The 25,939-nt window shown below is 67.8% G+C and carries 21 protein-coding genes; 16 read left to right on the top strand and 5 right to left on the bottom strand.

Going from position 1 to position 25,939, the window contains the following annotated elements:
- The first annotated feature begins 419 nt into the window (after positions 1-419).
- The 5 genes from VGF64_16590 to VGF64_16570 all read left to right on the top strand — a co-directional run bounded on the left by VGF64_16590 (position 420) and on the right by VGF64_16570 (position 7,938).
- The gene (locus VGF64_16590) at positions 420-2,786 is read left to right on the top strand and encodes an HAD-IC family P-type ATPase (protein HEY1636378.1); all 2,367 of its coding nucleotides are present in this window, start codon (positions 420-422) and stop codon (positions 2,784-2,786) included.
- A 28-nt stretch (positions 2,787-2,814) separates the two neighbouring features.
- On the top strand, positions 2,815-4,488 hold the full coding sequence (locus tag VGF64_16585; GenBank protein ID HEY1636377.1) for a hypothetical protein: 1,674 nt from the start codon (positions 2,815-2,817) through the stop codon (positions 4,486-4,488).
- Between the two features lie 75 nt (positions 4,489-4,563).
- Positions 4,564-5,145, top strand: a complete 582-nt coding sequence (locus tag VGF64_16580) for a YdeI/OmpD-associated family protein (protein HEY1636376.1) — start codon at positions 4,564-4,566, stop codon at positions 5,143-5,145.
- 107 nt (positions 5,146-5,252) lie between these two features.
- Positions 5,253-6,584: a trypsin-like peptidase domain-containing protein gene (locus VGF64_16575; GenBank protein ID HEY1636375.1), complete on the top strand. Its 1,332-nt coding sequence runs from the start codon at positions 5,253-5,255 to the stop codon at positions 6,582-6,584.
- 70 nt (positions 6,585-6,654) lie between these two features.
- Positions 6,655-7,938, top strand: a complete 1,284-nt coding sequence (locus VGF64_16570; protein HEY1636374.1) for a glycoside hydrolase family 3 N-terminal domain-containing protein — start codon at positions 6,655-6,657, stop codon at positions 7,936-7,938.
- Positions 7,939-8,002: 64 nt separating this feature from the next.
- Here the strand turns inward: VGF64_16570 and VGF64_16565 are convergent, their stop codons facing one another.
- Complete coding sequence (locus tag VGF64_16565; protein HEY1636373.1) at positions 8,003-8,800, bottom strand: hypothetical protein; 798 nt, start codon at positions 8,798-8,800, stop codon at positions 8,003-8,005.
- A gap of 170 nt (positions 8,801-8,970) precedes the next feature.
- Between VGF64_16565 and typA the strand changes: the two genes are divergently transcribed.
- On the top strand, positions 8,971-10,893 hold the full coding sequence (typA, locus tag VGF64_16560) for a translational GTPase TypA (protein HEY1636372.1): 1,923 nt from the start codon (positions 8,971-8,973) through the stop codon (positions 10,891-10,893).
- A 5-nt stretch (positions 10,894-10,898) separates the two neighbouring features.
- Here the strand turns inward: typA and VGF64_16555 are convergent, their stop codons facing one another.
- Positions 10,899-12,401, bottom strand: coding sequence for an MFS transporter (locus tag VGF64_16555; GenBank protein HEY1636371.1), 1,503 nt, complete (start codon positions 12,399-12,401; stop codon positions 10,899-10,901).
- 121 nt (positions 12,402-12,522) lie between these two features.
- Here VGF64_16555 and VGF64_16550 point away from each other — a divergent pair, with 121 nt between their 5' ends.
- Complete coding sequence (locus tag VGF64_16550; protein ID HEY1636370.1) at positions 12,523-13,161, top strand: helix-turn-helix domain-containing protein; 639 nt, start codon at positions 12,523-12,525, stop codon at positions 13,159-13,161.
- A 43-nt stretch (positions 13,162-13,204) separates the two neighbouring features.
- Here the strand turns inward: VGF64_16550 and VGF64_16545 are convergent, their stop codons facing one another.
- Positions 13,205-13,948, bottom strand: a complete 744-nt coding sequence (locus VGF64_16545) for an SDR family oxidoreductase (protein ID HEY1636369.1) — start codon at positions 13,946-13,948, stop codon at positions 13,205-13,207.
- Positions 13,949-14,013: 65 nt separating this feature from the next.
- Here VGF64_16545 and VGF64_16540 point away from each other — a divergent pair, with 65 nt between their 5' ends.
- The 9 genes from VGF64_16540 (at position 14,014) to thpD (ending at position 22,935) form a co-directional block, all read left to right on the top strand.
- Positions 14,014-14,889, top strand: coding sequence for an FAD binding domain-containing protein (locus tag VGF64_16540; protein ID HEY1636368.1), 876 nt, complete (start codon positions 14,014-14,016; stop codon positions 14,887-14,889).
- Positions 14,882-15,361 (top strand): (2Fe-2S)-binding protein, encoded by a 480-nt coding sequence (locus VGF64_16535; GenBank protein ID HEY1636367.1) that lies wholly within the window; start codon positions 14,882-14,884, stop codon positions 15,359-15,361. The genes VGF64_16540 and VGF64_16535 overlap by 8 nt, the downstream gene beginning before the upstream one ends.
- On the top strand, positions 15,358-17,700 hold the full coding sequence (locus VGF64_16530) for a xanthine dehydrogenase family protein molybdopterin-binding subunit (protein ID HEY1636366.1): 2,343 nt from the start codon (positions 15,358-15,360) through the stop codon (positions 17,698-17,700). The genes VGF64_16535 and VGF64_16530 overlap by 4 nt, the downstream gene beginning before the upstream one ends.
- A 149-nt stretch (positions 17,701-17,849) precedes the next feature.
- On the top strand, positions 17,850-18,848 hold the full coding sequence (locus tag VGF64_16525; GenBank protein HEY1636365.1) for a hypothetical protein: 999 nt from the start codon (positions 17,850-17,852) through the stop codon (positions 18,846-18,848).
- 35 nt (positions 18,849-18,883) lie between these two features.
- The gene (locus tag VGF64_16520) at positions 18,884-19,291 is read left to right on the top strand and encodes a hypothetical protein (GenBank protein HEY1636364.1); all 408 of its coding nucleotides are present in this window, start codon (positions 18,884-18,886) and stop codon (positions 19,289-19,291) included.
- A gap of 307 nt (positions 19,292-19,598) precedes the next feature.
- Positions 19,599-20,141, top strand: coding sequence for a diaminobutyrate acetyltransferase (ectA, locus tag VGF64_16515; GenBank protein HEY1636363.1), 543 nt, complete (start codon positions 19,599-19,601; stop codon positions 20,139-20,141).
- A 60-nt stretch (positions 20,142-20,201) separates the two neighbouring features.
- Positions 20,202-21,644, top strand: a complete 1,443-nt coding sequence (gene ectB / locus VGF64_16510) for a diaminobutyrate--2-oxoglutarate transaminase (protein ID HEY1636362.1) — start codon at positions 20,202-20,204, stop codon at positions 21,642-21,644.
- A 2-nt stretch (positions 21,645-21,646) separates the two neighbouring features.
- Positions 21,647-22,045 carry an ectoine synthase gene (locus VGF64_16505; GenBank protein HEY1636361.1) on the top strand — a complete coding sequence of 133 codons (399 nt, stop codon included), beginning with the start codon at positions 21,647-21,649 and terminating at the stop codon, positions 22,043-22,045.
- A gap of 5 nt (positions 22,046-22,050) precedes the next feature.
- Positions 22,051-22,935 (top strand): ectoine hydroxylase, encoded by an 885-nt coding sequence (thpD, locus tag VGF64_16500; GenBank protein ID HEY1636360.1) that lies wholly within the window; start codon positions 22,051-22,053, stop codon positions 22,933-22,935.
- Positions 22,936-23,061: 126 nt separating this feature from the next.
- On the opposite strand, the gene VGF64_16495 is transcribed toward thpD, so the two are convergent.
- The gene (locus VGF64_16495; GenBank protein ID HEY1636359.1) at positions 23,062-25,089 is read right to left on the bottom strand and encodes a hypothetical protein; all 2,028 of its coding nucleotides are present in this window, start codon (positions 25,087-25,089) and stop codon (positions 23,062-23,064) included.
- A gap of 134 nt (positions 25,090-25,223) precedes the next feature.
- Positions 25,224-25,919: a glycosyltransferase family 2 protein gene (locus VGF64_16490; GenBank protein ID HEY1636358.1), complete on the bottom strand. Its 696-nt coding sequence runs from the start codon at positions 25,917-25,919 to the stop codon at positions 25,224-25,226.
- Positions 25,920-25,939: the final 20 nt, after the last annotated feature.

Here is a 25,939-nt window from a genome sequence, read left to right as displayed (position 1 = left end):
CGAGCGCTCGGCGACTCGCGCCGCCCTGTTGGCCGAGCGAACCGACGAGAAGGTGGCCAAGGCGAGGACCAGCGTCCCGGCGGCCGTACCCGCAGACGTGATGGTGGCCCAGTCAGCCATGCGCCCGTCAGCGTAGACTCGTGGTCCGTGCTCGGCGGCGGGGGGATGTCGCGACCCCGGTCGCGGGAGCTGGACGACGACGTCGTGCCGTGCGGGCTGTGATCGCCCCGCCGGGCCGGGATCGCCGCCGACCGCTGGGCTGCCCGTAGCATGGCTGGCGTGGCCTCGGGGGCGTGGGCGGAGGCGCTCGACTGGATGACGTCGTGGTTGCCCCGGCAGCACGGGCCATTTCGCCAGGCTGAAGGGTAGACGAGCCATTGGGTGCCCCACCTCCCGCAGACGGCCGGACGGTCGCTGCCGTGACCAGGACGGTAGAGCCACGGCCGGCGGTCGATCAGCTCGTCGGCCTGGACGATGCGGCGGTCAGGGCTCGTGTCGCCCGGGGAGACGTCAACGAGGTCGCCGCCCCACCGTCGCGCACGGTCGGGCAGATCCTCCGGGCCAACATCTTCACCCGGTTCAACGCGATACTCGGCGCTCTCCTCGTCATCATCCTCATCGTCGGACCGCTCCAGGACGCGGTGTTCGGCGTGGTGCTGGTTGCCAACGCGGCCATCGGGATCATCCAGGAGCTGCGGGCCAAGCAGACCCTCGATCAGCTGGCGGTGCTCAGCGCGCCCCAGGCGGCGGCGGTACGCGAGGGCCGGGTCCGTCGGCTCGGAGTCGAGCAGATCGTGCTCGACGACGTGCTCGAGCTGGCCACGGGCGATCAGGTGCTCGTCGACGGTGTGGTGCTCGTGGGTGAGCTCGAGCTGGACGAGTCGCTCCTGAGCGGCGAGGCGGACCCGATGCCGAAGAGTGAGGGCGACGAGGTGCTGTCCGGCAGCTTCGTCACGGCCGGGACCGGCCGGTATCAGGCAACCCGCGTCGGTCGCTCGGCCTACGCCCGCGAGCTCGCCGACGAGGCCCGTCGGTTCACGCTCGTGCGGTCCGAGTTGCGGGAAGGCATCAACCGGATATTGCGCCTGGTGACGTTCGTCATCCCACCGGCGGCGGCGCTGCTGATCTTCAGCCAGCTCCAGTCCGCCGATCTCAAGGACTCGGTGCGTGGGTCGGTAGCAGGGGTGGGCAGCATGGTGCCCGAGGGCCTGGTTCTGCTGACCAGCCTCGCCTTTGCCCTGGCCGTGGTCCGCCTCGGTCGCCGCCGGGTCCTCGTCCAGGAGCTCGCCGCCGTCGAGGGGCTGGCGCGGGTCGACGTGGCCTGTCTGGACAAGACGGGGACGCTCACCGAGGGCGTGACGGAGGTGCGCGACGTCGAGATCCTGGCGCCGGAGCTCCCGGTCGGCGACGCGCTCGGCGCCTTGGCGGCATCCGATCCGCAGCCCAACGCCAGCCTCAAGGCCGTCGGCGAGTGGGCGGGCGACTCGGTGGGCTGGGCCGTGAGCTCCCGCGCCCCGTTCTCGTCGGCGCGCAAGTGGGGAGCGACCACGTTCGACGGGCACGGGACCTGGCTGCTGGGAGCGCCCGAGATCATCCTGGCCGGCGCGCCGGATACGGGCGCCCTGGGACAGGCCGATTCGCATGCTCGGGAGGGGAGGCGGGTGCTCCTGCTCGCTCGCGGCGATGGCGCAGCGGATCCGTCGTCGCTTCCGGCCTCGATCACGCCCGCCGCCCTGGTGGTGCTGGACGAGCGGGTCAGGGAAGACGCCGCCGACACCGTCGCCTACTTCGGCCGCCAGGGTGTCACGGTGAAGATCATCTCCGGCGACAACCCGACGACCGTCGGGGCGATCGCCCGGCGCGTGGGCGTACCGGGATCCGAGGAGCCGGTCGACGGGCGGGGCCTGCCGTCCGAGCCGGACGAGCTGGCCCAGGCGGTCGAGGACCACTCGGTCTTCGGCCGGGTCAATCCGCACCAGAAGCGGGCCATGGTGTCGTCACTGCAGTCTCGCGGCCACGTGGTAGCCATGACCGGCGACGGGGTCAACGACGTCCTCGCCCTCAAGGACGCCGACATCGGTATGGCCATGGGTTCGGGGAGCAGCGCCTCACGCGCTGTCGCCCAGCTGGTGCTGCTCGACAACGCGTTCGGCGTCGTGCCGGGAGTGGTCGGGGAGGGACGGCGGGTCATCGCCAATGTCGAGCGCGTGGCCAACCTGTTCGTCACGAAGACCGTGTACGCGGTGCTCCTGGCTGTTGCGATCGGCCTGGCGACCCTGCCGTTCCCGTTTCTGCCCCGGCACCTGACGGTCGTGAGCGGGTTGACCATCGGGGTGCCGGCGTTCTTTCTCGCTCTCGGCCCCAATTCCCAGCGCTGGCGGCCCGGGTTCGTCGACCGGGTCCTTCGGTTCGCCATTCCGTCCGGAGTGGTGGCGGCCGCGGCCACGTTCACGGCGTACGCAGTGGCTCGCGACGAGCCCAGCCTCACCCTGACCGAAGCGCGCACGACAGCGGTCATCGTCCTGTTCGCCGTGGGATTGTGGGTATTGGTCATCCTGATCCGGCCGTTCAACCGGGGCCGCCTGGCCCTGGTCGTCGGGATGGTCGTGGTGTTCGCCGGCGCCCTCGCCATTCCGGGCCTCGACACCTTCTTCGATTTTCAGCTGCCGTCGTGGTGGGCGATCACCGTGGCCGCCGTGCTCTCGGTGCTCGCCGACGTCGCCCTCGAGATCGGCTGGCGGGTCGCCGGCTGGTGGCAGCGTCGTCAGCCGCTGCCCGAGGGCTAGCGGGGCGCCTCGGTTACTATCGCCGCGCATGGCGACGATGGTCCGCGAGACGCGGGATCGTCGGGAGGGGCGTGTTCGCGCTGGAGGGGTGGTTGCGGGGGCTCTGGCGCTCACCGCGGGTGTGTTTGCCGTCGCCGCTCGTCTGGGCTTCAACCCGACCGATGACGGCTACATCCTGGCCCAGAGCTATCGCATCCTGCAGGGTCAAGTTCCCCACCTCGACTTCATCTCACCCCGTCCGGTCGGATCGCCCATCATCCACCTGCTCGACTTCGCGCTGCCGCTGCCACTCATCGTCGCTTCCCGGCTCGTCACCACGGCCGAGCTGGTGGGTACTGCGGTCCTCGTCGGCTGGTTCGTCATCGGCCGGTCGCCGGCGCGATGGCGAGCGTGGGAGGGTGTCGCGGTCGCGGCGAGCGCCCTGATCTCCATCCACGGGTTCCCGTTGATGGACTGGCACACGATCGACGGCCTTCTGCTCGTCGCGCTCGGCTATGTCCTCGTGCAGTACCCGCGCACGACCGTGGCCGGGTTCATCGCGCTCGGGGCTGCGCTCGTCGTCAAGCAGAGCTTCTTCCTGGCCCCCCTCCTCGGCGTCGCCATGGTGACCGCTCGCACGGCTCCCGCGGCGCGGTTCGCCACCGCGCTCCGCTCAATCCTGTTGGCGGCCGTTCCCGGCGCGCTCTATGTGATCGTGATCTCCGCCTTTGGTGCCTTTCCGTCCTTCGTGCGCCAGATCACCGGGGCCCGGCCCATCTACGGGCGCGACCTCATCAACGAGATGCTCACAGGCGGCGACCTCGCCCGCTTGGCCGTGGTGGTGGCTCTCCTGATCGCGGTGGTCGCCACGGATGCCCGGCCGCGTGGCTGGATCGGGACCGGGCTGCGCGTCGCGCTCACGGCCGTGGTGGTCGGGACCGCGCTCCAGCAGCACCTCCAGCTCTATGGCACGTGGGCGGACCAGCTCGAGGAGATCGCGGGCGTCGTGGTGCTGTGGCACATGTGGCGCCGCCGGCGCGTCGACTGGCCGGGTATCGCCCTGGTGGGCACGGGGTGGATGGTCAGCCTGTCCTGGGGCTACGCCGTCCCGAACCTCATTGCCGGAGGCCTGGTGCTCCTGGCGGTGATCCGCATCTGGGATGGACACACGATCGCGACGCAGCCGGGCGCGCTGGTCAGCGCGCTGGTGGCGGTCGCCGTCTTCGCTGCCACCGCGGCCGTCTTCGTCCACACACGCCGGACCGACATCTACCGCGATCGCCCGGCGAGCCAGCTGACCTTCCCGCTCTCCCGAATCGCGCCGGACTTCGGATCCATCCGTACCAATCCCGAGACGGGCGCCTATCTCACGGACATGAAGACCTGCATCAGAGAGATGCCCGCCAGACGGGTGGCAATGCTGCCCAACAACGCCGCCATGTACCCGGTGCTGCACCTTCACGACCCCTTACCCCTCGACTGGCTGTGGATCGACGAGATCGGGGGATCCGACGCCCAGATCCTCAGCGCCGCACGCGCCCTCGACCAGCAGGGCGACTACCTGGTGTTGTTCGAGACCCAGGACGCCTCGGTCGTGCCCATTGAGGGTCTCCAGCCCGGTCCTGCTGCACTGGCGCCTGACATCCTGGGTGTCCTCCACGGACGCCAGTCACGATGTGGCCCGTTCATCGCCGTGTACAGCCCGCCATCCGCTGCTCGCTGATGTCTGTGCCGGGTTGTCGCGCGCCCTCCGGCGACGGCGCCGGGGCGCGCTGACCGGGCGCTAGCCTGAGACGGCGTGGGCGCCGACGACGACCTTCCGCAGCACGCCTTCGCCTCCGCCGCCGACTGGGAGGAGTGGCTCGAGCGCAACCACGCCGCCTCGGACGGCCTGTGGATCAGGATGGCCAAGCGGGACGCGGGCATCGACAGCGTGCGCTACCCGGAGGTGCTGGACTGCGCCCTCTGCTTCGGATGGATCGACGGACGCCGCGAGGCCCTCGACGAGCGCTGCTTCCTCCAGCGGTTCACCCCGAGACGACCCCGAAGCCGATGGTCGCGGATCAACCGCGACAAGGCCGAGCGACTGATCGCCGACGGCCGGATGCGTCCGGCCGGGCTCGGCGAGGTCCAGCGGGCCCAGGCCGACGGCCGGTGGGACGCGGCCTATGAGGGGCAGCGGAGGATCGCCGTTCCCGACGACCTCCGGCGCGAGCTCGACGCCCGCCCTGAGGCCAGTGCGTTCTTCGCCGAGCTCAGCAGCCAGAACCGCTACGCCATCCTCTACCGACTCCAGGACGCCAGGAAGCCCGAGACACGGGCCCAACGCCTGGCGAAGTTCGTCGCCATGCTCGAGGCGGGGGAGCGAATCCACCCATAGCGGGGTCGCCGGCGGGCAAGGCTCGGCAAATCAGGGAACGGTCAGGCTTCCGTCAGCCTCCCGTCAAGATCGGTCCGTACCATGGGCTCCGGGAGGGGGAGTCTGAGATGTTCTGCGCCAACTGCGGGGCTCGGCAAGTAGAGGGGAAGCCGTTCTGCCCGGCCTGTGGCGAGATGGCTTCCCGGTTCCATCCTGTGGAGGTCGAGCCGCCCGCAGCCAAGCAGCGGGTGTGGTATCGCCGGCCCGCAGTGGTCGTGACGCTCACTGTGCTGATTGTCGCCGCGCTCGTGGGCGTGCCCGTCGCAGTTCTGCGCCTCGGTCAGAACGGAGGCCCGAACCGAAGCGTCCAAGCGGGTCCTCAGGGGGCGCAAGGGAGGTCACCGGCCAGCACCGCCGCGCCGGGCTCGCCCACGCCTCCGCCGTTTTCGCAGCTTTTCGCGCAGGACAGCTCGGGTGTCGTGCGCCTGGACGGGACGTCCTGCAGCGGTTCAGCCATCGGAACTGGATTCCTCGTCGCTCCTAACCTGGTTGCTACGGCAGCGCACGTGGTCGATGGAGCAGCCGTCATAGGTGTGACGGCCGGCAGCGACACCAGGGTCGGGAGCGTCGTGGGCATTGACAGCGGCAGTGACGTGTCGCTGATCCGGCTTGACCAGCCGCTGCCGGGGCACGTCTTCGCCGTTCAACAGACTCCGCCGGTCGTTGGGACTCCTGTAGCCGCGATGGGTTTCCCCGAAGGGTTGCCTCTCACCTTCACTCAGGGTTCCATCAGTGGCCTCGACCGGACGATCCCCGTCGAGGGTCAGACGCGCACGGGGTTGATTCAGACGGATGCTTCCGTGAACCCCGGCAACAGCGGTGGACCGCTGCTCGATCCGGACGGCAAGGTTGTCGGCGTCATCGACGCGGGCGCGGCAGATGCGCAGGGCATCTCCTTCGCCGTCAGCGGCAGGGTGGCGCAGCCGCTCCTGGCCAGCTGGCAAGCGAGCCCTCAGACCGTGGCGAGCCAGTCAGGGTGTGGGAGCCCAACCGGTCCTTCTGCGGATGCAAGTCCACACTCGGAGCTCACGGGAGCCGACGCCACCGCAATTGGGCAGACGCTGCTGACATATTTTCGAGCCATTGATGCTGCTGACTACGCCACGGCCTGGAACCAGCTCACTGCTGCACAGCGTGCGCAGGTCTCGCCGGACCAGCTTGCCAGCGGCCTCAGGACAACATATGACTTCAACATCTCACTCCATTCCCTCACCCCACAGAGTCCCGGTACGGCGACGGTGTATGCGACGTTCTCCAGCCTTCAGAGCCCGCAACTTGGCCCACACGGCGAGTCATGTGACCTGTGGACTCTCGACTACACGATGCGTAACGAGTCTGGCTCCTGGCTGATCGAGAGAGCGGACCCGCACAGCGGACAGCAGGCCACACCCTGTGGATGATTCTTCGTCGGCTCCGGGCGGTAGGTGTGCCTCACCAGGTGTTGGTGTGTCCTTCTAGCCGGTAGCCTGGATGCGAAGAGCTGGAGCGACCTGCCGGGCGGTCGGCGTGAGATCAAACGGATCTTTGCAAGCAGGTTCTTGTTCAGTGGGCCCAACGCCTGGTCTCCACCATCTGTCGCGCTCTCGGCGCTCCCTGATTCTGGGACGGGCCCTGGCGGTCTCGGCGCTGGTAGCGTCATCGGCGTCCTGTGCCACGAGTGGATCGCACGCCCAGCTGGGCGCTGTTCGGCATGACGCGGCCCCCGTACCGAGGTCAGCACCGGCTGCCACGACCACGACCACTTGCAGCAATGCCAGCGTCCTGGCGACCTGGCCGGTAGCTCGCCGTGCGGCGCAGCTGGTCGTCGTGCCGGCGAAGGAGACAGCCGTGACGACCGCGGTGTCGGCCGTCCGCCAGGGCGCCGGCGGAGTCATCTTGTTCGGATCATCGGCACCGACGGACCTCGGGCAGCAGCTGGCGGGCCTCAAGGCACAAGCGCCTGGTGGTGTCGCCCCGCTGATCATGACCGACGAAGAAGGCGGGCCGGTGCAACGGATGCCCAATCTGGTCGGGCCACTGGCCTCCCCCAGGGCCATGACCGCGAGTCTGAGCCCGGAGGGCGTTCGTCAGCTGGGCGAGGCCACCGGGCACCAGCTGATGGCCAACGGCGTAGACGTCGATCTGGCCCCGGTGCTCGATCTGGCGAGTGGGCCTGGGCCCGATCTGCAGCACACCGACGGTCCCCGCTCGTTCAGCCCTGATCCGGGAATCGCCGCCAGCTACGGGCTCGGTTTCGCCCAGGGGCTGCTGGCCGCCGGCGTCATGCCAGTGGTCAAGCACTTTCCCGGCGAAGGCCAGGCCACGGCCAACTCCGACGACGCGCCAGCCTCGACGCCGGCCCTGTCAGAGCTGGAGGGCTCGGACCTGGTGCCCTTCAGTAACGCCGTTCGCGCTCGGCTACCAGCAGTCATGATGGGAAACGACACCATCCCCGGGCTCACCAGCGGCCCTGCCAGTCTGTCCTCGACGGCCATCGGGGGCCTCCTCTCGCGCCAGCTCGGCTTCGGTGGCCTCGTGCTGACCGATTCGCTGTCGGCCGGTTCCATCAGGTCCATCGGATTGGACGTTCCTCACGCTGCAGTACAGGCGGTGACGGCTGGGGCCGACATGGTGCTGTACGACCTGTCTGCGTCGTCTGGGCCCGACGTGGTGAACCAGCTGACCGCTGCGGTCGGTGACGGAACGCTTCCGCTGTCGCGACTCGATGATGCCGCGGGCCACGTCCTGTCCGCGAAGCGGGTCAACCTCTGCTAGGTCGCCGACGGGCTCGCAGCGGCAGAGCCCTGCGCCGACTGGAGCGTCCGCGTGGCGTCGCGGGTCAGCTCCTGCGAGCGAGGTTGGCGGTGAACCGTGAGGAGCGGCGCCGGGCGTACAGGGACGCGAGCCAGAGGCCCAGCGCCCAGTAGGCGAGCCCCATGGCCAGATAGAAGAACGAGTACGCCAGGAAGTGAGGCTCGTAGGGGCCGAAGACCTTCAGGCCCAACACGGCGATGTAGGGCAGGTGCAGCACGGGCATGACGACGAAGTAGCTGAGATCGGGCACGGCCAGGCAGATGCCCCACCGCAACCAGGTGCGGCGCGCCTTCCAGCGCTCGCGAAGGGCTATGGGCCGATAGGGGAGGAGCACCGATATCACGCTGCCCAGCCCCAGCCAGAGGAAGACCGCCCCGATGTCAGCCATGGCGGCGTGCGGCAGGAGGCGCCACCGATCGACCAGGATCCGGACCACCACCGAGATGACGAGCGCGAGCGGGACGAGAAACACGGCGAGCGACAGGTTCTTGATCGCCAGGATCCTCGGCACCGTGTCTCCCCGCCGGAGGGAAGCGAGCGCTCGATCGCTGTCGGCTCCGAGCTGGTTGGTGTTGAGCGTGTTGGACAGGACCCAGATGGCGACGGCGGTGCCGACGTGGGCGATCCGGATGTCGCCGGGACGGTGGGGGTCGTAGTGCGTGAATCCCACGTAGACGACGGCGACGGCGAAGTTGAGCGACAGGCCGATCAGCCAGCCCTTGCGGCTGGTGGCTGTCCACCGAAGCTCGTCGACGATGTCCCCGACGAGGCCGAGCCGGGGCTCGGTGGCGGGCCGTGGATCCTTGGCACGGGCTGCCCTCACGCCCGTGATGACACCACAGTCAACATCGCTCGTCGAGGGTCGCCACGGCCGCTGGGACCCCCGAGCCAGGAGGATCAGCAGGGAACACGAGGATTCCACGACCTCGGGTAAGATAATTGGGCCGCAGCGCGCTTCGCGAGGCGTCTCCCTCTCTTCCAGAAGGCCCCCGCATGCCTACACGCCACGATCTCCGCAACATCGCCATCATCTCGCACGTCGACCACGGCAAGACCACCCTCGTCGACGGGATGCTCCGACAGACCGGCGCCTTCCGGGCTCACCAGCAGGTCGTCGATCGGGTCCTCGACTCGATGGACCTCGAGCGGGAGAAGGGCATCACCATCCTGGCCAAGCAGACCGCTGTCCACCATGACGGGGTCACCATCAACATCGTGGACACCCCCGGCCATGCGGACTTCGGTGGCGAGGTGGAGCGGGGCCTGGCCATGGTCGACGGCGCGCTGCTGCTGGTGGACGCGGCGGAGGGACCACGTCCGCAGACCCGGTTCGTCCTCCGCAAGGCGCTGGAGTCGCGACTCCCGATCCTGGTGGTCCTCAACAAGGTCGATCGGGCTGACGCCCGGCCAGCGCAGGTCCTGGATTCCGTCTACGAGCTGTTCATCGATCTGGGTGCCGATGAGAGCCAGATCGAGTTTCCCGTGATCTACGCGAGCGCCCGCGACGGCTGGGCCTCCGAGTTGTCGCCGAGTGTCCCCACAGGGTCCATGGAGCCTTCATCTGATGTCCGGGCCGCCGGCCTACGGCCCCTGCTCGACCTGGTGCTCGCCCGCGTACCCGCCCCCAGCTACCTCGATGGCCACCCGCTACAAGCCCTTGTCACCAACCTGGACGCCTCGCCGTATCTCGGCCGTCTCGCCATCTGCCGCGTCATGCAGGGACGACTCCGCCGGGGCCAGGTCGTGGCGTGGTGTCGCCAAGACGGGTCGATCGACCGGGCGCGCATCGCCGAGCTCTTCGTCACCGAAGCCCTCGACCGGGTGGATGTCACCGAGGCGGGGCCCGGAGAGATCGTGGCTGTCGCCGGCATCCCCCAGATCACCATCGGCGAGACCCTCGCCGACATCGATGATCCACGGCCCCTCCCGGTCCTCCGGGTCGACGAGCCCAGTTTGTCGGTCACCGTCGGGATCAACACCTCACCGTTGGCAGGCGGAGGCGGCGGCCCCACGGGGGGCGAGGCGGGGACCAAGCTGACCGCTCGCCTGCTCGAAGGCCGGCTGCAAGCAGAGGTGGTCGGCAACGTGTCCATTCGGGTACTGCCCACCGAGCGCCCCGATGCATGGGAGATCCAGGGTCGAGGCGAGCTGGCCCTGGCGATCCTCGTCGAGCTGATGCGCCGGGAGGGTTTCGAGCTGACAGTGGGCAAGCCCCAGGTAGTCGGCCGGACGATAGATGGACAGCTGTGCGAGCCGATCGAGCGCCTTGACCTCGACCTGCCCGAGGAGTACTTCGGCGCTGTGACTCAGGCACTTGCTTCCAGGCGGGGACAACTCGTCGAGGTGGTCAACCACGGCTTGGGATGGCTGCGAATGGTCTTCTCCATCCCCGCTCGGGGGCTGATCGGCGTCCGTACGGACCTCTTGACCCAGACGCGCGGCACCGCTCAGATCCACCACGCGTTCGAGCGCTTCGAGCCGTGGACCGGGGACATCCGGTCACGTGCCCGCGGCAGCCTGGTTGCGGACCGGAGAGGGGTGGCTGCGGCGTACGCGCTGTTCTCGCTCGAAGATCGGGGCACCCTCTTCATCGGTCCCGGGGAAGCGGTCTACGAGGGAATGGTCGTGGGCGAGTGCTCACGCGCCGAGGACATCGATGTCAATCCGACTCGGGAGCGAAAGCTCACCAACGTGCGCTCCTCGACCGCCGAGGAGTTGGTGCGGCTCACCCCCCCGCGGCGGCTCACACTCGAACAGGCCCTCGAGCTCATTGCCGACGACGAGTGTGTCGAAGTGACCCCCTCCGCCGTGCGCGTGCGCAAGATCGCCCTGCCGAAGGCGGACCGCGCCCGATCGCGCCGTAGGCCCAGGCCGGAGGCGGGACCGGAGCAGCGCGTGGGTGCCTCTGCACCATAGGGGCATCAGGCCGCGGCCTGGGCTTCGGGATCGGCCTCGGGCTGACGCTCAGCCTCGGAAGCGGCAGTCGCCCGGGTGCGGCGGGGCACCATGGCGATGACCACGACGAGGGCCAGGGCGAGGAATACCGTTGATCCGGTGAGCGCGGCGGCCACGCCGTGGGCCAGGACCTGACTGGCCTGGCTCCCGGCGGATGCCCCCGCCAGCGTGTGATGGGCAGCGCCTCGGCTGGCGGTGGCAAAGACGGTCACGAGGATGGCGAGGCCCAACGAACCGCCGACCTGATGCGAGACGTTGACCAGGCCGGAGGCGGCGCCGGAGTCGGCCGCCTCCACACCGGCGATGCCGCGGCTGGTCAGAGGGATGAACGCGATCCCCATGCCGATGCCGAGGAGCACCAGGGGCAGGGCGATCTGTGGGAAGTACTGGGTGCCGGGTGAGATGCGGCTCAGCCAGGCCATGGCGACGAGGGCAACGAGGACCCCAGCGGCCAGCAGGCGCGCCGTCCCTATCCGTGGCACCAGCTTGGGAACGACCTGAACCATCGCAAACAACACCGCGGTCATCGGCACGAAGGCGAGCCCGGCCTTGAGCGGGCTGTAGTCGCGGACCTCCTGCAGGTACTGGGTGAGGTAGAAGAAGAAGGCGAACATGCCGCCCACGATCAGCAAGCGGCCGACGTATGCACCCGAACGCTCCAGGCTGGCAAACAGCCGGAGGGGCATGATCGGCTGTGGAGCTCGCCTCTCGATTTGGACGAAGGCTGCGAGCATCGCCACGCCGACGACGAATGACGCGATGGTCTCCGGAGTGCTCCATCCGTCGGCCGCGGCCCGCACGAACCCGTACACCAGGGCTGTCATGCCCAGGGTCGAGCTCGCCGCACCGGCAAGGTCGAAGCGCCCGGCGCGCCGTTCTGTCTCGGCCAGGTACCGGGGGGCCAGCAGGAGCACCATTGCGCCGACCGGGACATTGACGAACAGCCCCCAGCGCCACGAGATCCAGTCCGTCAGCAGGCCTCCGAGCACCAGCCCGACGCTGGCGCCGGCCCCGGTGACGGCGCTGTACAAGGCGACCGCCCGCGTGCGCTCGGTACCTTCGGGGAAGCTCATCATCAGCAGAGCGAGGGTCGAGGGGACGGCGATGGCAGCCGCGGCGCCCTGGACCGCTCGGGCCGCGAGCAGCCACTCCGGGGACTGGGCCAATCCCCCCAGCAGCGACGCCAGCGTGAACACGGCGACGCCCGCCATGAACACCCGCCTCCGGCCGAGGAGGTCGCCTACACGGGCGCCGAGCAGCAACAGACCGCCGAAGGTCAGCGTGTAGGCGTTCTGCACCCACGACAGGCCGGTGGACGAGAAATTGAGGGCGGCGTGGATCTTGGGCAGGGCGGTGATGACGATCGAGACGTCGACGACAGCCATCAGCTGGGCGGCGAGGATGAGGGCCAAGACCACCCGTGAGGGCGAAGAGCGCACCGGGGCGCGCGCGGTCAGGGAAGACGGCATTCGCAGATACACCTTTCGGGGAAGGGCCGGTGGACGCTATAGTGGAGGTGTCCCTCCGGTACTGTAGCGGAGGGTAGCCTCCGTTAGCAAGAGGGTTTTCGGACCAGAGGAGACAGGCGTCATGGCGACCAAGGAGCAGGCCCCCGGGGTCCTGAGGTCGCGTCCTCAACGAGCTGACGCCCGCCGCAACTACGAGAAGCTGATCTCAGCGGCGCGCGACGCCTTCGCCGAGGACGGTACGTCGGCGTCGCTGGAGGACATCGCTCGACGCGCCGGGGTGGGTATCGGCACCCTGTACCGCCACTTCCCGACCCGCCAGGATGTCTTCGAAAGCGTCTACGTCGACGAGGTCGAAGCCCTCTGTCGAGCGGCCGACGAGCTGCCGACCGATCTGTCGGCGTGGGACGCCCTTGTCGCCTGGCTTCACCGGTTCGTCCTCTACGCGGCGACCAAGCGGGCGCTCGCCGAGACGCTCAACCACGACTCGAAGCTGATCCTCAGCTGCCGGAGTGAGGTCTACGCCGCCGGCGAGCCGTTGCTCCAGCGGGCTCAGGAAGCAGGCGCGGCCCGCCCCGACACGAGCTTCGACGACGTGGTCCGCCTCATCAGCGGGATCACCATGATCCGGTTCGCCGAGCCCGACCAGATCGAGCGGGTCCTGGCGATGGCGCTCGACGGACTCCGTTACCAGCCGCCGAGCACGGGGCGAACAGACACGACCAAGCCTGCTCGGCCATCGCGGCAACGAGCCGCGCCGTAGAGGCATCCCGGCGCCATCGACGGTGACGTACCGGTGCGGAACGTCATGCCAGGGTGGCGGTCATCCCGCCGTCGACGGGGATCACGGCGCCGGTGATGTAGGTCGCTCGATCAGAGCAGAGGAACGCCGCCAGCTCGGCCACCTCCTCGGGCTGACCGCCGCGCTTCAACGCGGTGCCCTGCACGAGCTGGGGGAACCGCGCCGCTGCGCCCGGTCCTCCGGACATCTCGGTCTCGATGAAGCCCGGGCAGATGGCGATGGCCCGAATGCCCTGGGTGCCGTACTCGACGGCGGCTGACTTGCTGAGCGCGATGACGCCGGCCTTGGCCGTCGAGTACACGCTCACAGGGAACGCCGTAGCGTTGATTCCGCCGGTCGACGACCAGTTGACGATCACGCCGCCTCCCGTCGGGAGCATCGCAGTGATGCCGTGCTTGGTGCCGAGCAGGACGCCCCGCAGGTCGACGTCCATGATCCGGTCGTACTCCTCCATGGACACTTCGGCGAGCGGACCGGCGCTGCCGATACCAGCAACGTTGAGGACCGCGTCGACACGTCCGAACTCGTCGAGCGCGGCGGCGAACATCGCCTCGACCTGGTCCTCTCTGGTGACGTCGCATCGAAAGGGCACGACGGCGTCTCCGAGCTCCTTGGCCGTCTCCTCCTCGCGTCCGCTGATGTCGGCGGCGAGCACGCGTGCTCCCTCGCGCACGAAGACCCTTGTCGACGCCCTCGCCATCCCCGACCCCGCGCCGGTGATGACCGCGACCTTGCCGTTCAGCTCCATCAGGTTGATCCTCCCGAGGTGTCCTTTGCCCGAGCAAGCTAGCCGATCGGCTATCTTGGCGGGCCGTGAAGCCGTCGGCCTTCGAGTACCACGCCCCCTCCGGTGCGGACGAAGCTGTTGCGCTCCTCGCCGAGCTCGGGGACGGGGCGAAGGTCCTCGCCGGCGGGCAGAGCCTCATTCCCATGTTGTCGCTACGGCTGGCGGTCTTCGATCACCTGGTGGACATCGGCCGGATCGGCGAGCTCGCCGGCATCCATGTCGCAGGGGATGTGGTGACGGTGGGTGCCGGCACGACCCAGTCGAGGATCGAGGCGAGCCCGGAGCTGACCGCCGCGGTGCCCCTGCTCTCGCGGGCCACGCCGCTGATCGGTCATTTCCAGATCCGCAATCGGGGCACCCTCGGCGGCTCCCTCGCCCATGCCGATCCGGCCGCGGAGTACCCCGCCGTTGCCCTGGCCCTCGCCGCCGAGATGGAGGCGCTGTCGCCTCGTGGTCGGAGGTGGCTAGCGGCCGCCGACTTCTTCACCGGCTTCTGGAGCACGGCGCTTGATCCCGACGAGATGCTCGTGAACGTCCGGTTCCCGATGTGGACCGGGCGGTGCGGGTTCGCCGTCCGCGAGTTCGCTCGCCGCCACGGCGACTTCGCCGTCGCCGGCGCTGCTGTCGCCGTCAGGCTCGCGTCCGACGGCCGGGTCGAGCGGTGCAGCATCTCGCTTATCGGCATGGGATCGGCGCCCATCCGGGCAACCGGAGCCGAGGCGGCGGTGGTGGAGGGGGAGACAGCACCGGTCGCCGCCGGCGATGTCGGGGCCATGGCGGTGGCCGGCCTCGACGACATCCCTTCCGACCTCCACGGCTCGGCGCAGTACCGGCGACAGGTCGGCGCTGCGATGGTGGCGAGGGCGTGGGTGGACGCGATGACGGAGGCGACGAATGCGTGAGGTCGCGGTCGCCATGGACGTCAACGCCCAGCGGCGCCAGGCGATGGTCGAACCCCGCTTGACATTGGCCGACTTCATCCGGGAGCGGTGTGGCCTCACGGGGACCCACCTCGGGTGCGAGCACGGCGTGTGCGGCGCGTGCACGGTTCTCGTCGACGGTGCTGCGGTCAGATCCTGCCTGATGCTCGCCGTCCAGGCCGATGGGCGCGAGGTGACCACCGTCGAGGCGCTGGCGGGCCCCGACGGTGAGCTGAGCGTGGTGCAGCAGGCGTTTCGGGACGCCCACGGCCTGCAGTGCGGCTTCTGTACGCCGGGGTTCGTCGTCTCGCTGACGTCATACCTGCGCGACCACCCTCACCCGACCGACGACGACCTCCGCGGTGCGCTGTCGGGGAACTTGTGTCGCTGCACGGGCTACCAGGGGATCCTCGAAGCGGCCCGTCTTGCCGCCGACGCGGGGCGAGACTTGTGACGGGCCCCGCTGCCGGCGGGCGCTTCGTCGGCCAACGGGTCCCGCGCCACGAAGACGCCCGCTTCGTCACCGGCACCGGGCATTACGTGGACGACATCGTCCTACCTGGAACGCTGCACGTCGCGTTCGCCCGGAGCCATATGGCGCGGGGGAGGCTGACGGGAGTCGACACCTCGGCGGCGGCCGAGGTGCCAGGCGTGATCGCGGTGCTGACCGCGGCCGACCTCAACCACCTCGTGCGCGAATGGTGGACCGACTTCGAGGGCCCGAACGGGCAGTCCCGGCAGTTCCGGCTGTTCGCCGACGGCGACGTTCGCTTCGTGGGCGAACCTGTGGCAATGGTGGTCGCCGCCTCCCGCTACGTCGCCGAGGACGCCGTCGAGCTGGTCGAGATCGACATCGAACCGGAGACGCCGGTCGTGGACCCCGAACACGCCGCTGACGAGGGCGCGCCGCTGGTCCACCCCGAGGCCGGATCGAACGTGGTCCTCGAGCTCCCGGCGGTCGATAATCCCGCCGTCGAGTCCGTGTTCGCCTCGGCGCCGCACGCGTTCACCGAGACTTTCCGCCAGCACCGCTACGCCTGTGTTCCCATGGAGACGCGGGGGATCCTCGCCAGTTGGGACTCCGCCGTCAGACAGCTCACGGTCTGGCTCTCCACACAGGGCCAGTTCGCCGCGCAGGGGCTGTTCGCACGCGTCCTCGGTCTCCCCGAGGCCCAGATCCGGGTGATCATGCCCGACGTCGGCGGCGCCTTCGGCCAGAAGATGTTCCCCCACCCCGAGGAGCTCGCCGTCGCCTTCGCCACCCGCCGGCTCGGCCAGCCGGTGAAGTGGATCGAGGACCGGCGTGAGAACCTGCTCTGCGGCGAGCACGCCCGCGAGGACCAGGCCACCATCTCCCTCGCCGTCGACGACGACGGCGCCATCCTGGGGGCCAAGGCCGACTTCCTCGAATCGGTCGGCGCCTTCCCCGTGGCGGGCGGCAGTGCCCTGCTGCTGACGACGTCGATCTTCCCCGGTCCCTACCGCATCGGTGCCGCCGCCGGGTCGGGCAAGACCGTCTACACCAACACCGCAGGACGAGGGTCGTATCGAGGCCCGTGGATGATCGAGACGGTCGCTCGGGAGCTGATGATCGACCATGTGGCCCGGGCCCTCGGCATCGAGCGTCTCGAGATTCGCCGCCGCAATGTCATCGGCGAGGCCGACCTTCCCTACACCATGGCCACCGGGTTCGTGTACGATCAGATGACGGCGGCGGCAACGCTCGAGCAGGCGGCCCAGCTGATCGGCTATGACGAGTTCTTGGCCCGGCAGGCCGATATGCGCGCTGAGGGCCGGCTGATAGGCATCGGCATCAGCCTCCTCGCCGAACCATCAGCGGTCGCCTTCGGCTGGTTCTCCACCGACGCGGCGATCGTTCGTATCGGTCTGCACGGCAGCGTCGACGTCCTCACCAGCTCGGCGAGCCACGGCCAGAGCCTCGAGACAACGATCGCCCAGGTCGTGGCCGATGAGCTCGGCGTGGACGTCGACGACGTCCGTGTGATCCAGGGCGACACTGCAGTCACGCCGTTTGGTCCTGGTACCGGCGGCAGCCGCAGCGCCGTCGTCGTGGCGGGCGCGGCCCGCGGGGCGGCGCAGGAGGTCCGGGCCAAGGTGCTGAACATCGCGGCCCATCAGCTCGAGGCCGCGGTCGAGGACCTTGTCTTGGAGGAGGGGCGTATCCACGTCGCCGGCACGCCGACTCGGTCCTCGACCGTCGCCGACGTTGCTCGCCTCGCCTATCTGGACCTGGCCGCCCTGCCGCCGGACCAAGGGCCTGGGCTCGAGGCGCAGTACCGGTTTGCCCCACAGGACAAGTTCACCTGGTCCAACGCCTGCCACATGTGCACGTGTGAGGTCGATCCGGCCACTGGAGCTGTCACCATCCTGCGCTATGTCGTCAGCGAGGACTGCGGCGTAATGATCAATCCGAGCGTCGTGGAGGGCCAGATCGCTGGTGGCGTAGTGCAAGGCATTGGCGGGGCACTCTACGAGCACATGAAGTACGACGACGAGGGCAACCCGCTCACGACCACGTTCGTCGATTACCTCCTCCCGACGGCAGCCGAGGTGCCGGTGATCGAGTACGGCCACATCGAGACACCGTCCCCGACGAATCCAGGAGGCCACAAGGGCATGGGGGAAGGCGGCGCTATCGCCTCGCCTCCGGCGGTGGTCAACGCAGTGGCCGATGCGCTGGCGCCGCTCGGCGTGACAATCCGCCGCCAGCCCCTCAGCCCCAGCGAGATCCTCTCCCTGATCGCAACTCCCACCGGTTTGCCGCCTGGGTAGCCGATCGGCTACTTTGCGCTTGCTGCTCGATCGAACCAGGGGGATTCATGGACTCGTCGCGGCACCGAGTGATCCAGTGGGCGACGGGGAACACGGGTCAGCGTGCGCTGCGGCAAGTGATCCGCCATCGGTCGCTCGACCTCGTCGCCGTGGTGGTGTACGACCGGGCGAAGGAGGGTGTCGATGCGGGCGAGCTGTGCGGTGAGGGCCCGATCGGCGTTCTGGCCACGACGGACCGTGACGCGGTTCTGAAACTCGAGGCGGACTGCTGCATCTACATGCCGCGTGCGTCTGGGAGAGACCAGACCCGTGCCGGCCTAACGGAAGACGAGCTCGTCGACGACGTCGTGGCGCTGCTCGGATCGGGCACGAACATCGTCACCACCTGCACCGATCTGTTTGCAAGAGGGGTGCGGCTGAGCGGCCCGAACCGTGCCCGCGTGCGAGAGGCCTGCGAGAAAGGCAATGCGTCGGTCTGGGCGAGCGGCAGTGACCCGGGCTTCATCACCGAGACCCTTCCTCTGGCGTTGCTGTCTGTGCAGCGGTGCGTCGATCTGATCGAGATCGAGGAGTTCGGCGATCTCTCTCACCGCCCTTCGGCGCACATGGTGATGGAGCAGATGCGATTCGGGAAGCCGTTGTCGGAGTTCGATCCGGACCGGCGGAAGAACCATTTGTTCGGCGAATACCAGCCAGCGCTCAGCGTGTTGTCGGACATCGGAGGCTTCGAGATCGACGAATGGACCGCTGAGGGCGGCGTGGCGGCGGCAAAGCAGGATATGACGATCGTCGCCGGTGGGATCGAAGCCGGCACTGCCGCCGCGCAGCGGATCATCATCAACGGTCGCAGTGGCGGTGTCGACCGCATCCGGTTCACCCAGTACGGCTTCGTCGCCATCGACGTGCAGCCCGATTGGGACTTGCGGCCCACGGGTTGGCGGATCCGAATCCACGGTGACGCCCCGTTCGACCTGAGCATGCCCTTCCCCGTGCCGGTCGATGACCTCGCATCGTTCGTGCCCGCGTACAACGCCAATGGACCGGTCAACGCCATCCCCTATGTGTGCGCGGCGCGCCCTGGCATCCTCACGGCTGAGGACCTGCCCCACATCCTCCCCCGCGGCCCCCGCCCCGCCGTTCACGATTGACGGAGCGAAACGTTATGGGCGAAGCGCACAGCTCGATGGTCAACACCGGTCGGAACGTCGAGAACGCCGGCCCGCTGACCCGCAAGGTCCTCGAATACGATCAAACGTTGAAACGCCTGGTGCCGGCGCCGAGGGCCCGAGCTGACTGGGCCCCGCTGGCAAGGTTCGTTGCAGTGGACGAGTTCGAGAGGGTTGGCACCTTTCTCGAGGTGCAGAATTGGCAGGAGTACACCGCGATGCTGACCCGGTGGGCTTCGGCAACGGACTCGTTCGAGACCACGGTCCGACGAATCTCCGAGTTACACGGTCTCGTGTATTACGAGATCGAAGAGAGGCACTTCCTAGGTGGCACCGTCAACGTGGTCAACTCGATGACCGTCTTCGGATTCGACGAGGACGGCAAGATCCGCCACCTGGATGTCTACTTGCAGAAGGCGCGCTGACGGGAGATCACGAGGACACGGCTGCAGTCCGGAACGCAGCTCCCACCTCGTCCGGCGCCACCCGATCTGCCAGGAAAGCGAGCGCCCTCGGCGCCCGGGGCGGCAGCTCAGCCGGTAGCGGGGGACTGGGTGATGAGGCGAGGGCGACCATCGACGAAACGGCACCTCTGATCTTCCCGCAGTGTCCCGTTCTGGCTGGTCAGAGACGTTATCGAGCCGGTCGACCGGATGAGGTGGACCGCTGGGGCTGAGGGATGTGCGAACGGTCCAGGTTTGTCCTATCTAGATCCGGGTATCAGCACGGGCCGTGAGCGGGGATTCGGTTTTGCTGCGCGCGCCGACCACCGACGACGGGGCCGACCTCTGGCGCCTGGCCAGGTCTTGTGGTCTCGACCTCAATTCTCCGTACCTGTACCTCCTGTGGTGCCATGACTTCGCCGACACCTCGGTGATCGCCCAGGTGGACCAGGGCACCGTCGGCTTTGTCACCGGTTACCGTCGCCCTGCTGAGCCCGCCACCTTGTTCGTGTCACAGGTGGCCGTCGGCAAGGCGTGGCGGCGACAGGGTCTGGCGATCGCCATGCTCGAGCACCTACGCGACCGGCTGGCGCCCACGCTGCGCTTCGTCGAGGCATCGGTGACCTCGTCGAACGAGGCCTCCGCGGGCCTCTTCCGGTCACTGGCGGCATCGTCAGAGGTGGAGCTCGCGTCAGGAAAGCTCTTCGACGGCTTCGTGTTCCCAGCGGAATGTCCGCACGACGCCGAGCTCCTGATGCGGGTCGGCCCGTTTCGAGACAGCGAGAGTACGCCCGGGGCTCGTGCACACCTGGCGCGGGCCACGCCGGCTTGATCATAAAATTCGGCCGTCGCCCGTGCGTGGCGCATGTCGCGGGCGCGATCGACGCACATAATGCCTGCCCAGGAGGCCCGACGCGTGAAGAACCTACAAACCGTGAGCACGACGACGGAGAGCCTTGTGGCTGGCGGTGCTGCCGACAGCGGAGTCGCCAGCGGCGTCGCTTCCACGCACGGCGTGTTCGAGCAGCTCGAATCAGAGGTCCGAAGTTACAGCCGCGCATGGCCGGTGATCTTCGACTGGGCTCGAGGCGCCCGACTACAGGACACCGATGGCAATACGTACATCGACTTCTTCAGCGGGGCCGGCGCCCTCAACTACGGGCACAACCATCCGGTGCTCAAGCGCGCGCTCCTCGACTACCTGGCTGAGGACCGGGTGATTCACAGCCTCGATATGAACACTGTGGCGAAGGCGGAGCTCCTCGAGCGACTACGCGAAGTGGTCTTCGAACCGCGTGGACTCAGCTACCGGGTGCAGTTCCCCGGGCCCACCGGCACAAATGCTGTAGAGGCCGCGTTGAAGCTCGCTCGGAAGGTCACCGGCCGCAAACAGATCGTGAGCTTCACTAACGCGTTCCACGGAATGACGCTCGGCTCGCTGTCGGTCACGGCAAACTCCATGAAGCGGAGCGGCGCAGGTGTGTCACTGAACGACAGCACCCACCTCCCCTACTGCAGCTTCCTCGACGACGATTTCGATTCGATCCATATTCTGGAGGCGCTGATCGAGGACAGCGGGAGCGGGCTGGATCTTCCGGCCGCTGTGATCGTCGAGACCGTCCAGGGTGAGGGCGGCGTGAACGTCGCCAGCGTTCCGTGGCTGCAGCGCCTGGCCGGGTTGTGCGCGGCGCGCGAGATCCTTCTCATCGTGGACGACGTCCAGATGGGATGCGGGCGCACCGGGCCGTTCTTCAGTTTCGAGGATGCTGGCATCGTTCCTGACATCGTGGTCCTGTCGAAATCGTTGAGCGGCATCGGTCTGCCGCTCGCCTTGACGCTGATCCGCCCGGAGCTTGACGTCTGGGAGCCGGGCGAGCACAACGGGACATTCCGCGGGAACAACCCTGCCTTTGTGACAGCGACTGCTGCGCTGTCGATGTGGCAGGAGGGTGGATGTCCGGAGGGCCGAGTCGCGGAGGTCAACCAGGACGGACATGCCCCCGCTGAAGGCGGTATCGAGGGGATGGTCAGGGCTCGGGGGCGAATCGTCGAGCAGGCGCTGGTGACCATCGCCGATGAGCTCCGCAGCGAGCGTCCCGATCTCGAGGTCGACTTGCGCGGGAAGGGCCTGGTGTGGGGGCTGGCGCTCCCCGGGGACGACATCGCAACGAAGGCAGCGCGCGCCGCGTTCGACCGCGGCGTCCTGGTCGAGACCTCTGGCCCGAACCAAGACGTCGTGAAATTGATGCCGCCGCTCACCGTCTCAGTGGATGACGAGCTTATGCCGGGGCTGGAGATCCTGGCCGAAGCAATTCGCACGGTGGTCAGACTGTGATCGTGCGAACTCTCACGGACGTCGAGGACTCCGATCGTGATGTCACCACGCCGACGTGGCGTAGTCGGCGCCTGCTGCTGGCCGGCGACGGTGCGGCCTTCTCGCTCCACGACACGGTCCTCCACGCCGGCACCGAGACGACGATGTGGTACCGCCACCACGTGGAGGCGGTGTACTGCATCGATGGTCACGGGCGGCTCGACGACCTCACCTCTGGTCGCAGCTACGCGCTCGACCCCGGTACCGTGTATCTGTTGGACGGGCACGAGCGCCACCGGGTGGCTGCCGTCTCTGACCTACGAATGGTCTGCGTGTTCTCGCCACCTTGTACTGGCCGGGAGACACACGACGAGGATGGAGCGTACCCGTTGCTTACGACACACAGCGATGGACGAGCGTGACCACGATGGCGGTCGCTGACCGCTATCCGACCCGTACCGGCCCGCCGGTTCGAGCTTTTCCGCGCCGGGACCCAGTCGTCTACTCCATGGAGGGTGGACCGCTGCGTCCGGACGAGCTCAGGCGCTTCCAACATGATGGTTTTCTCGTTCAGCAACAGCTCCTCGATGACGCGACTGTCGACGCCTTGCGGCATGAGGTCGAGCGTCTTGTAGGCGATCCGGAGCTGGCGTGTTCGGACCGGGTTATACGCGAGCCGGGCGGTGACGTGGTTCGCTCCCTGTTCGAGGTGCACCGTCTGAGCGCTCTGATGGGCCAGGTGGTTACCGACAAGCGATTGGTCGACGCGGCGAGCCAACTCCTCGGCTCGGCGGTGTACGTGCACCAAAGCCGCGTGAACCGGAAGCCGGGCTTCATCGGCCAGGGTTTCGCCTGGCACTCGGACTTCGAGACGTGGCACGCCGAGGACGGCATGCCCGCACCGAGAGCGGTAAGCATTGCAATCGCCCTCACGCCGAACTACGTGCACAACGGGAGCCTCATGATCATCCCCGGTTCCCACCGGACCTTCGTGCCGACAGTCGGCACGACGCCACCGGACCACTACCGCAGCTCGCTTCGGAGCCAGGAGGTCGGCGTCCCCGACGACGCCAGCCTGGCCGCGCTCGTAAAGGACGGGGGAGGCGTAGCCGTCGTCACCGGGGAACCAGGCTCGGCCGTCCTGTTCGACAGCAACGCCATGCACGGTTCGTCGAACAACATCACCCCGTACTCGCGGACCAACCTTTTCGTGGTCTACAACAGCGTGGCCAACGCGTTGACCGATCCGTTCGCCGCGCCGGCTCCACGTCCGGAGTTCGTCGCCAGCCGGACCGTCGCGCCGATCTCCTGACGACGGCGGTCCAGCACGCGATAGCCACCGGCGGGCCTGCCGTCGAGCGATCCCGATTTGTCGCCCGCGCTTCACGTCGACGACACGTTGATCTCTCACCTGTGGCTGGGGGTCGTCTCTTCGATCTCACCGGCAAGGCGGTATTGAATCCGGTCCGCCATCGCACAACGGCACGGGCCCAGCCGAGCTCGGCGTGCCCGGCGACAGAGACTCCTTCATCAGTACGACGTAGGGTCCGACCTGCTTGTATGGCGCGAAATTATCCCGGATGTAGCGCAACAGCGGAGAGTCCTTCGGGAGCGGTTTACCGGCTCCCACGCGCCAGTGGAGCGCCATGTCGGCATCCTCGAGGACGCATAAGCGAGGGATCTGGCCGAGACGATCGACGATCCGTTGCTGCATGGGGTTGTCGAGGAGATACATCCACTGGGTGGTATTCAAGCCCGTCGGCGGAGCCTGGCCCGTGAAGATGTAGAAGCTGTTCAGGCCGGGCAGGCTCTGGAAGGTCGAGCACTGCGAGCGCAGAAGACGCGACACCTGTTGGAGGTTGGCGACATCACTGGCGTCGAGGTGCACGTCCTGCGCCCCAGGGAGGCCGAGTGAGGCATGAGCATGAAATAGCGCGCGGTCGGAGGCCAGAGACTGACGGACGTTGCCGGCCAGGAGGAGCACGGTCAAGGCGAGGACGGAGGCTGTAGCGCCCCAGCGTGCCAGCTGGGCGGTGACAAGAGTAGGCGTGAGCTGTTGAGATAGCGGAGCGCGAACGAGAAGCGTCTCCAAGCCGTCGCCGATGATGAGTGCGCCGACCACGATCAGGCCGAGGCTTGCCCAAGCAAGCTGGCTGCCGGCCACGGGGAAGCCCTCGAGAGTCAGAAGCACCGCCATGCTGGCGATCAAAGTGCGCGAGAAGGACAGCGACGGGCGCGCCCCATCTCGGCGCGGCTCCAGGAGCGAGAACCATGCCATCGGAGCAACGAGGAGGAAGCTGCCGGTCGTCGTCAGATTCACGTACCGAGAAAAGAAAACCCCGCCAACAACCGCTGCGCAGATCCACACCCCTATGGCTACCCTGAGCATGCCGGTCAGCAGCGAGAGTCTGTTGGAGGGGGCTGGCGACCGGTGCCGATACGCAAGGTATCCCACCGCCACGGCTAGCCAGACGCCAGCCCATATCAGCTGTCCATCGGACACGACGAGCGCGCCGGTCGTCACCAGAGCCAGGTTCCGCTGGGCGAGGAAGGCACCCTGTACCAACTGCGAAGGGCTGGTGCCGTTGAGGAGCACGCCAGCGCTGGCAATCAGCGCCAGACCGATAGCCCCCGCGACACACCAAGCGCCCGCCCGCGGGCTGAACGTGAAGCGCCGCTGACCTGCGCTTACACCCCCGATGCCAGCAATGAGACCGAGAACCGACAGAACCACCAGGCCTATGTACCGGTCGACCCATGCGGTGCCGATCAGAGCGCTCATGAGACTGAAGGGAATGGCCAGAAGCACCACACCACCGATGAGCTGACGGGTGACACGCCAACGATCTGTCGGCCAGCAGACGAAGAACGTGTAGCAGACAGCGGCGGCAACGAACACACCGACATTTACCTTCGTGAGCAGCAGCGCCGCAGTAGCCGCACCTATGACCAACATGCCGATGCGCTCATGGCGGCGGACGGTCAGCGCGACCCCGAGCAGGGACACACTGACGAGCAGGCAAGCCAGGCCTCCAGGGTCCATCGGCTCACCTATGAGGCTTCGAAGCAGAAGGAAAGCCGTGACCTGGGCAAGGACGCCCAGGAGGAGGCGCCGGGTCAACAGCCAGACCACGACTGCGATGCACAGACTGGTGGCCACCCAGACGGCGAGCGTCATCGCCCGCCCGCCGTCAGTGTCGAAAGGGACGCCTAGGACAGTGAACAACCTTGACCACAACTCGTAGTTGAAAGGTCCGGCCTGGCTATACGTGTTGTGGTAGAGGCTGCCGTGCAGATGGTACGAACGGAGGGCAATGAGCCAGTAGCCCTCGTCGTCGTAGCTCACAAATCGGCTGTACATAGCGAAGTAGCCGGCGTAGGAAAGGATGGCGGCGACGACAGTGAACACTGGCAGTGGGAGCAGCCGTCGCAGTAGCTCCAGGCGCGACCCGAACGAGGTCGCCATCTCCGGGGCCGGTTCCGGCTGGTCCAGCTCGGGTGACGCCACAGGGCCGGAGAGAGCAGCGGGGGTGCGACCCAGGGTGCCGTCTGACGCTCGCTGATGTGATTGCGACGGTACTCGCCACTCAGTCACAACGATCAGGAATGGCTGGCTGCGATGTCACGGCGCAGATGCCAGAGGCCGACCAGGTGCTCGCCCACGATCCTTGGGAGCTTGGAGGGACGGTACACCTGGGTCTGGCCCGACGCCCGCACTCTATGGTGCACGGGCACCTCCCCAATCGAGAGCCCGGCTGCCATGGCGCGGGCGTTGAACTCCCACCAGAAACCCTGGGGCAGTATGCCGGGACGTCCCTTGAGGACTCTCTCGAGAGCGGCGCGCCGAATCAGTACGTACGGGCAGGACGGATCACGGCACTTGACGGGAAACACCGACCGAAACACGAGGCCGAAGGCGCCCGACATCCACCGCCGGGCGGTGGAATCTGCTCGCGGGTCCCGATACCCGACGGCCATGTCCGCATCGTTGAGCGCTGAAGCCAACCGCGCGAGATCATGCGGATCGCACTGACCATCGCCGTCGATGAAGCCAACGACGTCCCCCGTGGTGGACCGCATCCCGTCGACCACCGCCCGCGAGTATCCCCTCCGGTCTGGGGTCGAGTCGAGCACGACGGGGAGCTCTTCCGCCAGCGCCCGGATGACATCAGGTGTTCCATCGGTGGACCCGTCTTCACAGACGAGGAAAGACACCTGCAACCCGTCAGCCGCGGCCACCTGGTGAAACTCGCGAATGGTCTCGCCGATACTCTCTGCCTCGTTGTGAGCCGGCAAGACCATCTCCACTCGACTGA

This window comes from Acidimicrobiales bacterium (assembly GCA_036491125.1).
Lineage (GTDB): Bacteria > Actinomycetota > Acidimicrobiia > Acidimicrobiales > AC-9 > AC-9.
This window is presented reverse-complemented; position numbering and strand designations above follow the sequence as displayed.

Coding starts and splice junctions, on each gene's coding strand:
- VGF64_16570 (HEY1636374.1), top strand. CDS start 6,655: ATGCGAAGAGCTGGAGCGACCTGCCGGGCGGTCGGCGTGAGATCAAAC.
- typA (HEY1636372.1), top strand. CDS start 8,971: ATGCCTACACGCCACGATCTCCGCAACATCGCCATCATCTCGCACGTC.
- thpD (HEY1636360.1), top strand. CDS start 22,051: ATGGCGGTCGCTGACCGCTATCCGACCCGTACCGGCCCGCCGGTTCGA.
- VGF64_16545 (HEY1636369.1), bottom strand. CDS start 13,948: ATGGAGCTGAACGGCAAGGTCGCGGTCATCACCGGCGCGGGGTCGGGG.
- VGF64_16585 (HEY1636377.1), top strand. CDS start 2,815: ATGGCGACGATGGTCCGCGAGACGCGGGATCGTCGGGAGGGGCGTGTT.
- VGF64_16575 (HEY1636375.1), top strand. CDS start 5,253: ATGTTCTGCGCCAACTGCGGGGCTCGGCAAGTAGAGGGGAAGCCGTTC.
- VGF64_16550 (HEY1636370.1), top strand. CDS start 12,523: ATGGCGACCAAGGAGCAGGCCCCCGGGGTCCTGAGGTCGCGTCCTCAA.
- ectB (HEY1636362.1), top strand. CDS start 20,202: ATGCCTGCCCAGGAGGCCCGACGCGTGAAGAACCTACAAACCGTGAGC.
- VGF64_16520 (HEY1636364.1), top strand. CDS start 18,884: ATGGTCAACACCGGTCGGAACGTCGAGAACGCCGGCCCGCTGACCCGC.
- VGF64_16495 (HEY1636359.1), bottom strand. CDS start 25,089: ATGGCGACCTCGTTCGGGTCGCGCCTGGAGCTACTGCGACGGCTGCTC.
- VGF64_16535 (HEY1636367.1), top strand. CDS start 14,882: ATGCGTGAGGTCGCGGTCGCCATGGACGTCAACGCCCAGCGGCGCCAG.
- VGF64_16555 (HEY1636371.1), bottom strand. CDS start 12,401: ATGCCGTCTTCCCTGACCGCGCGCGCCCCGGTGCGCTCTTCGCCCTCA.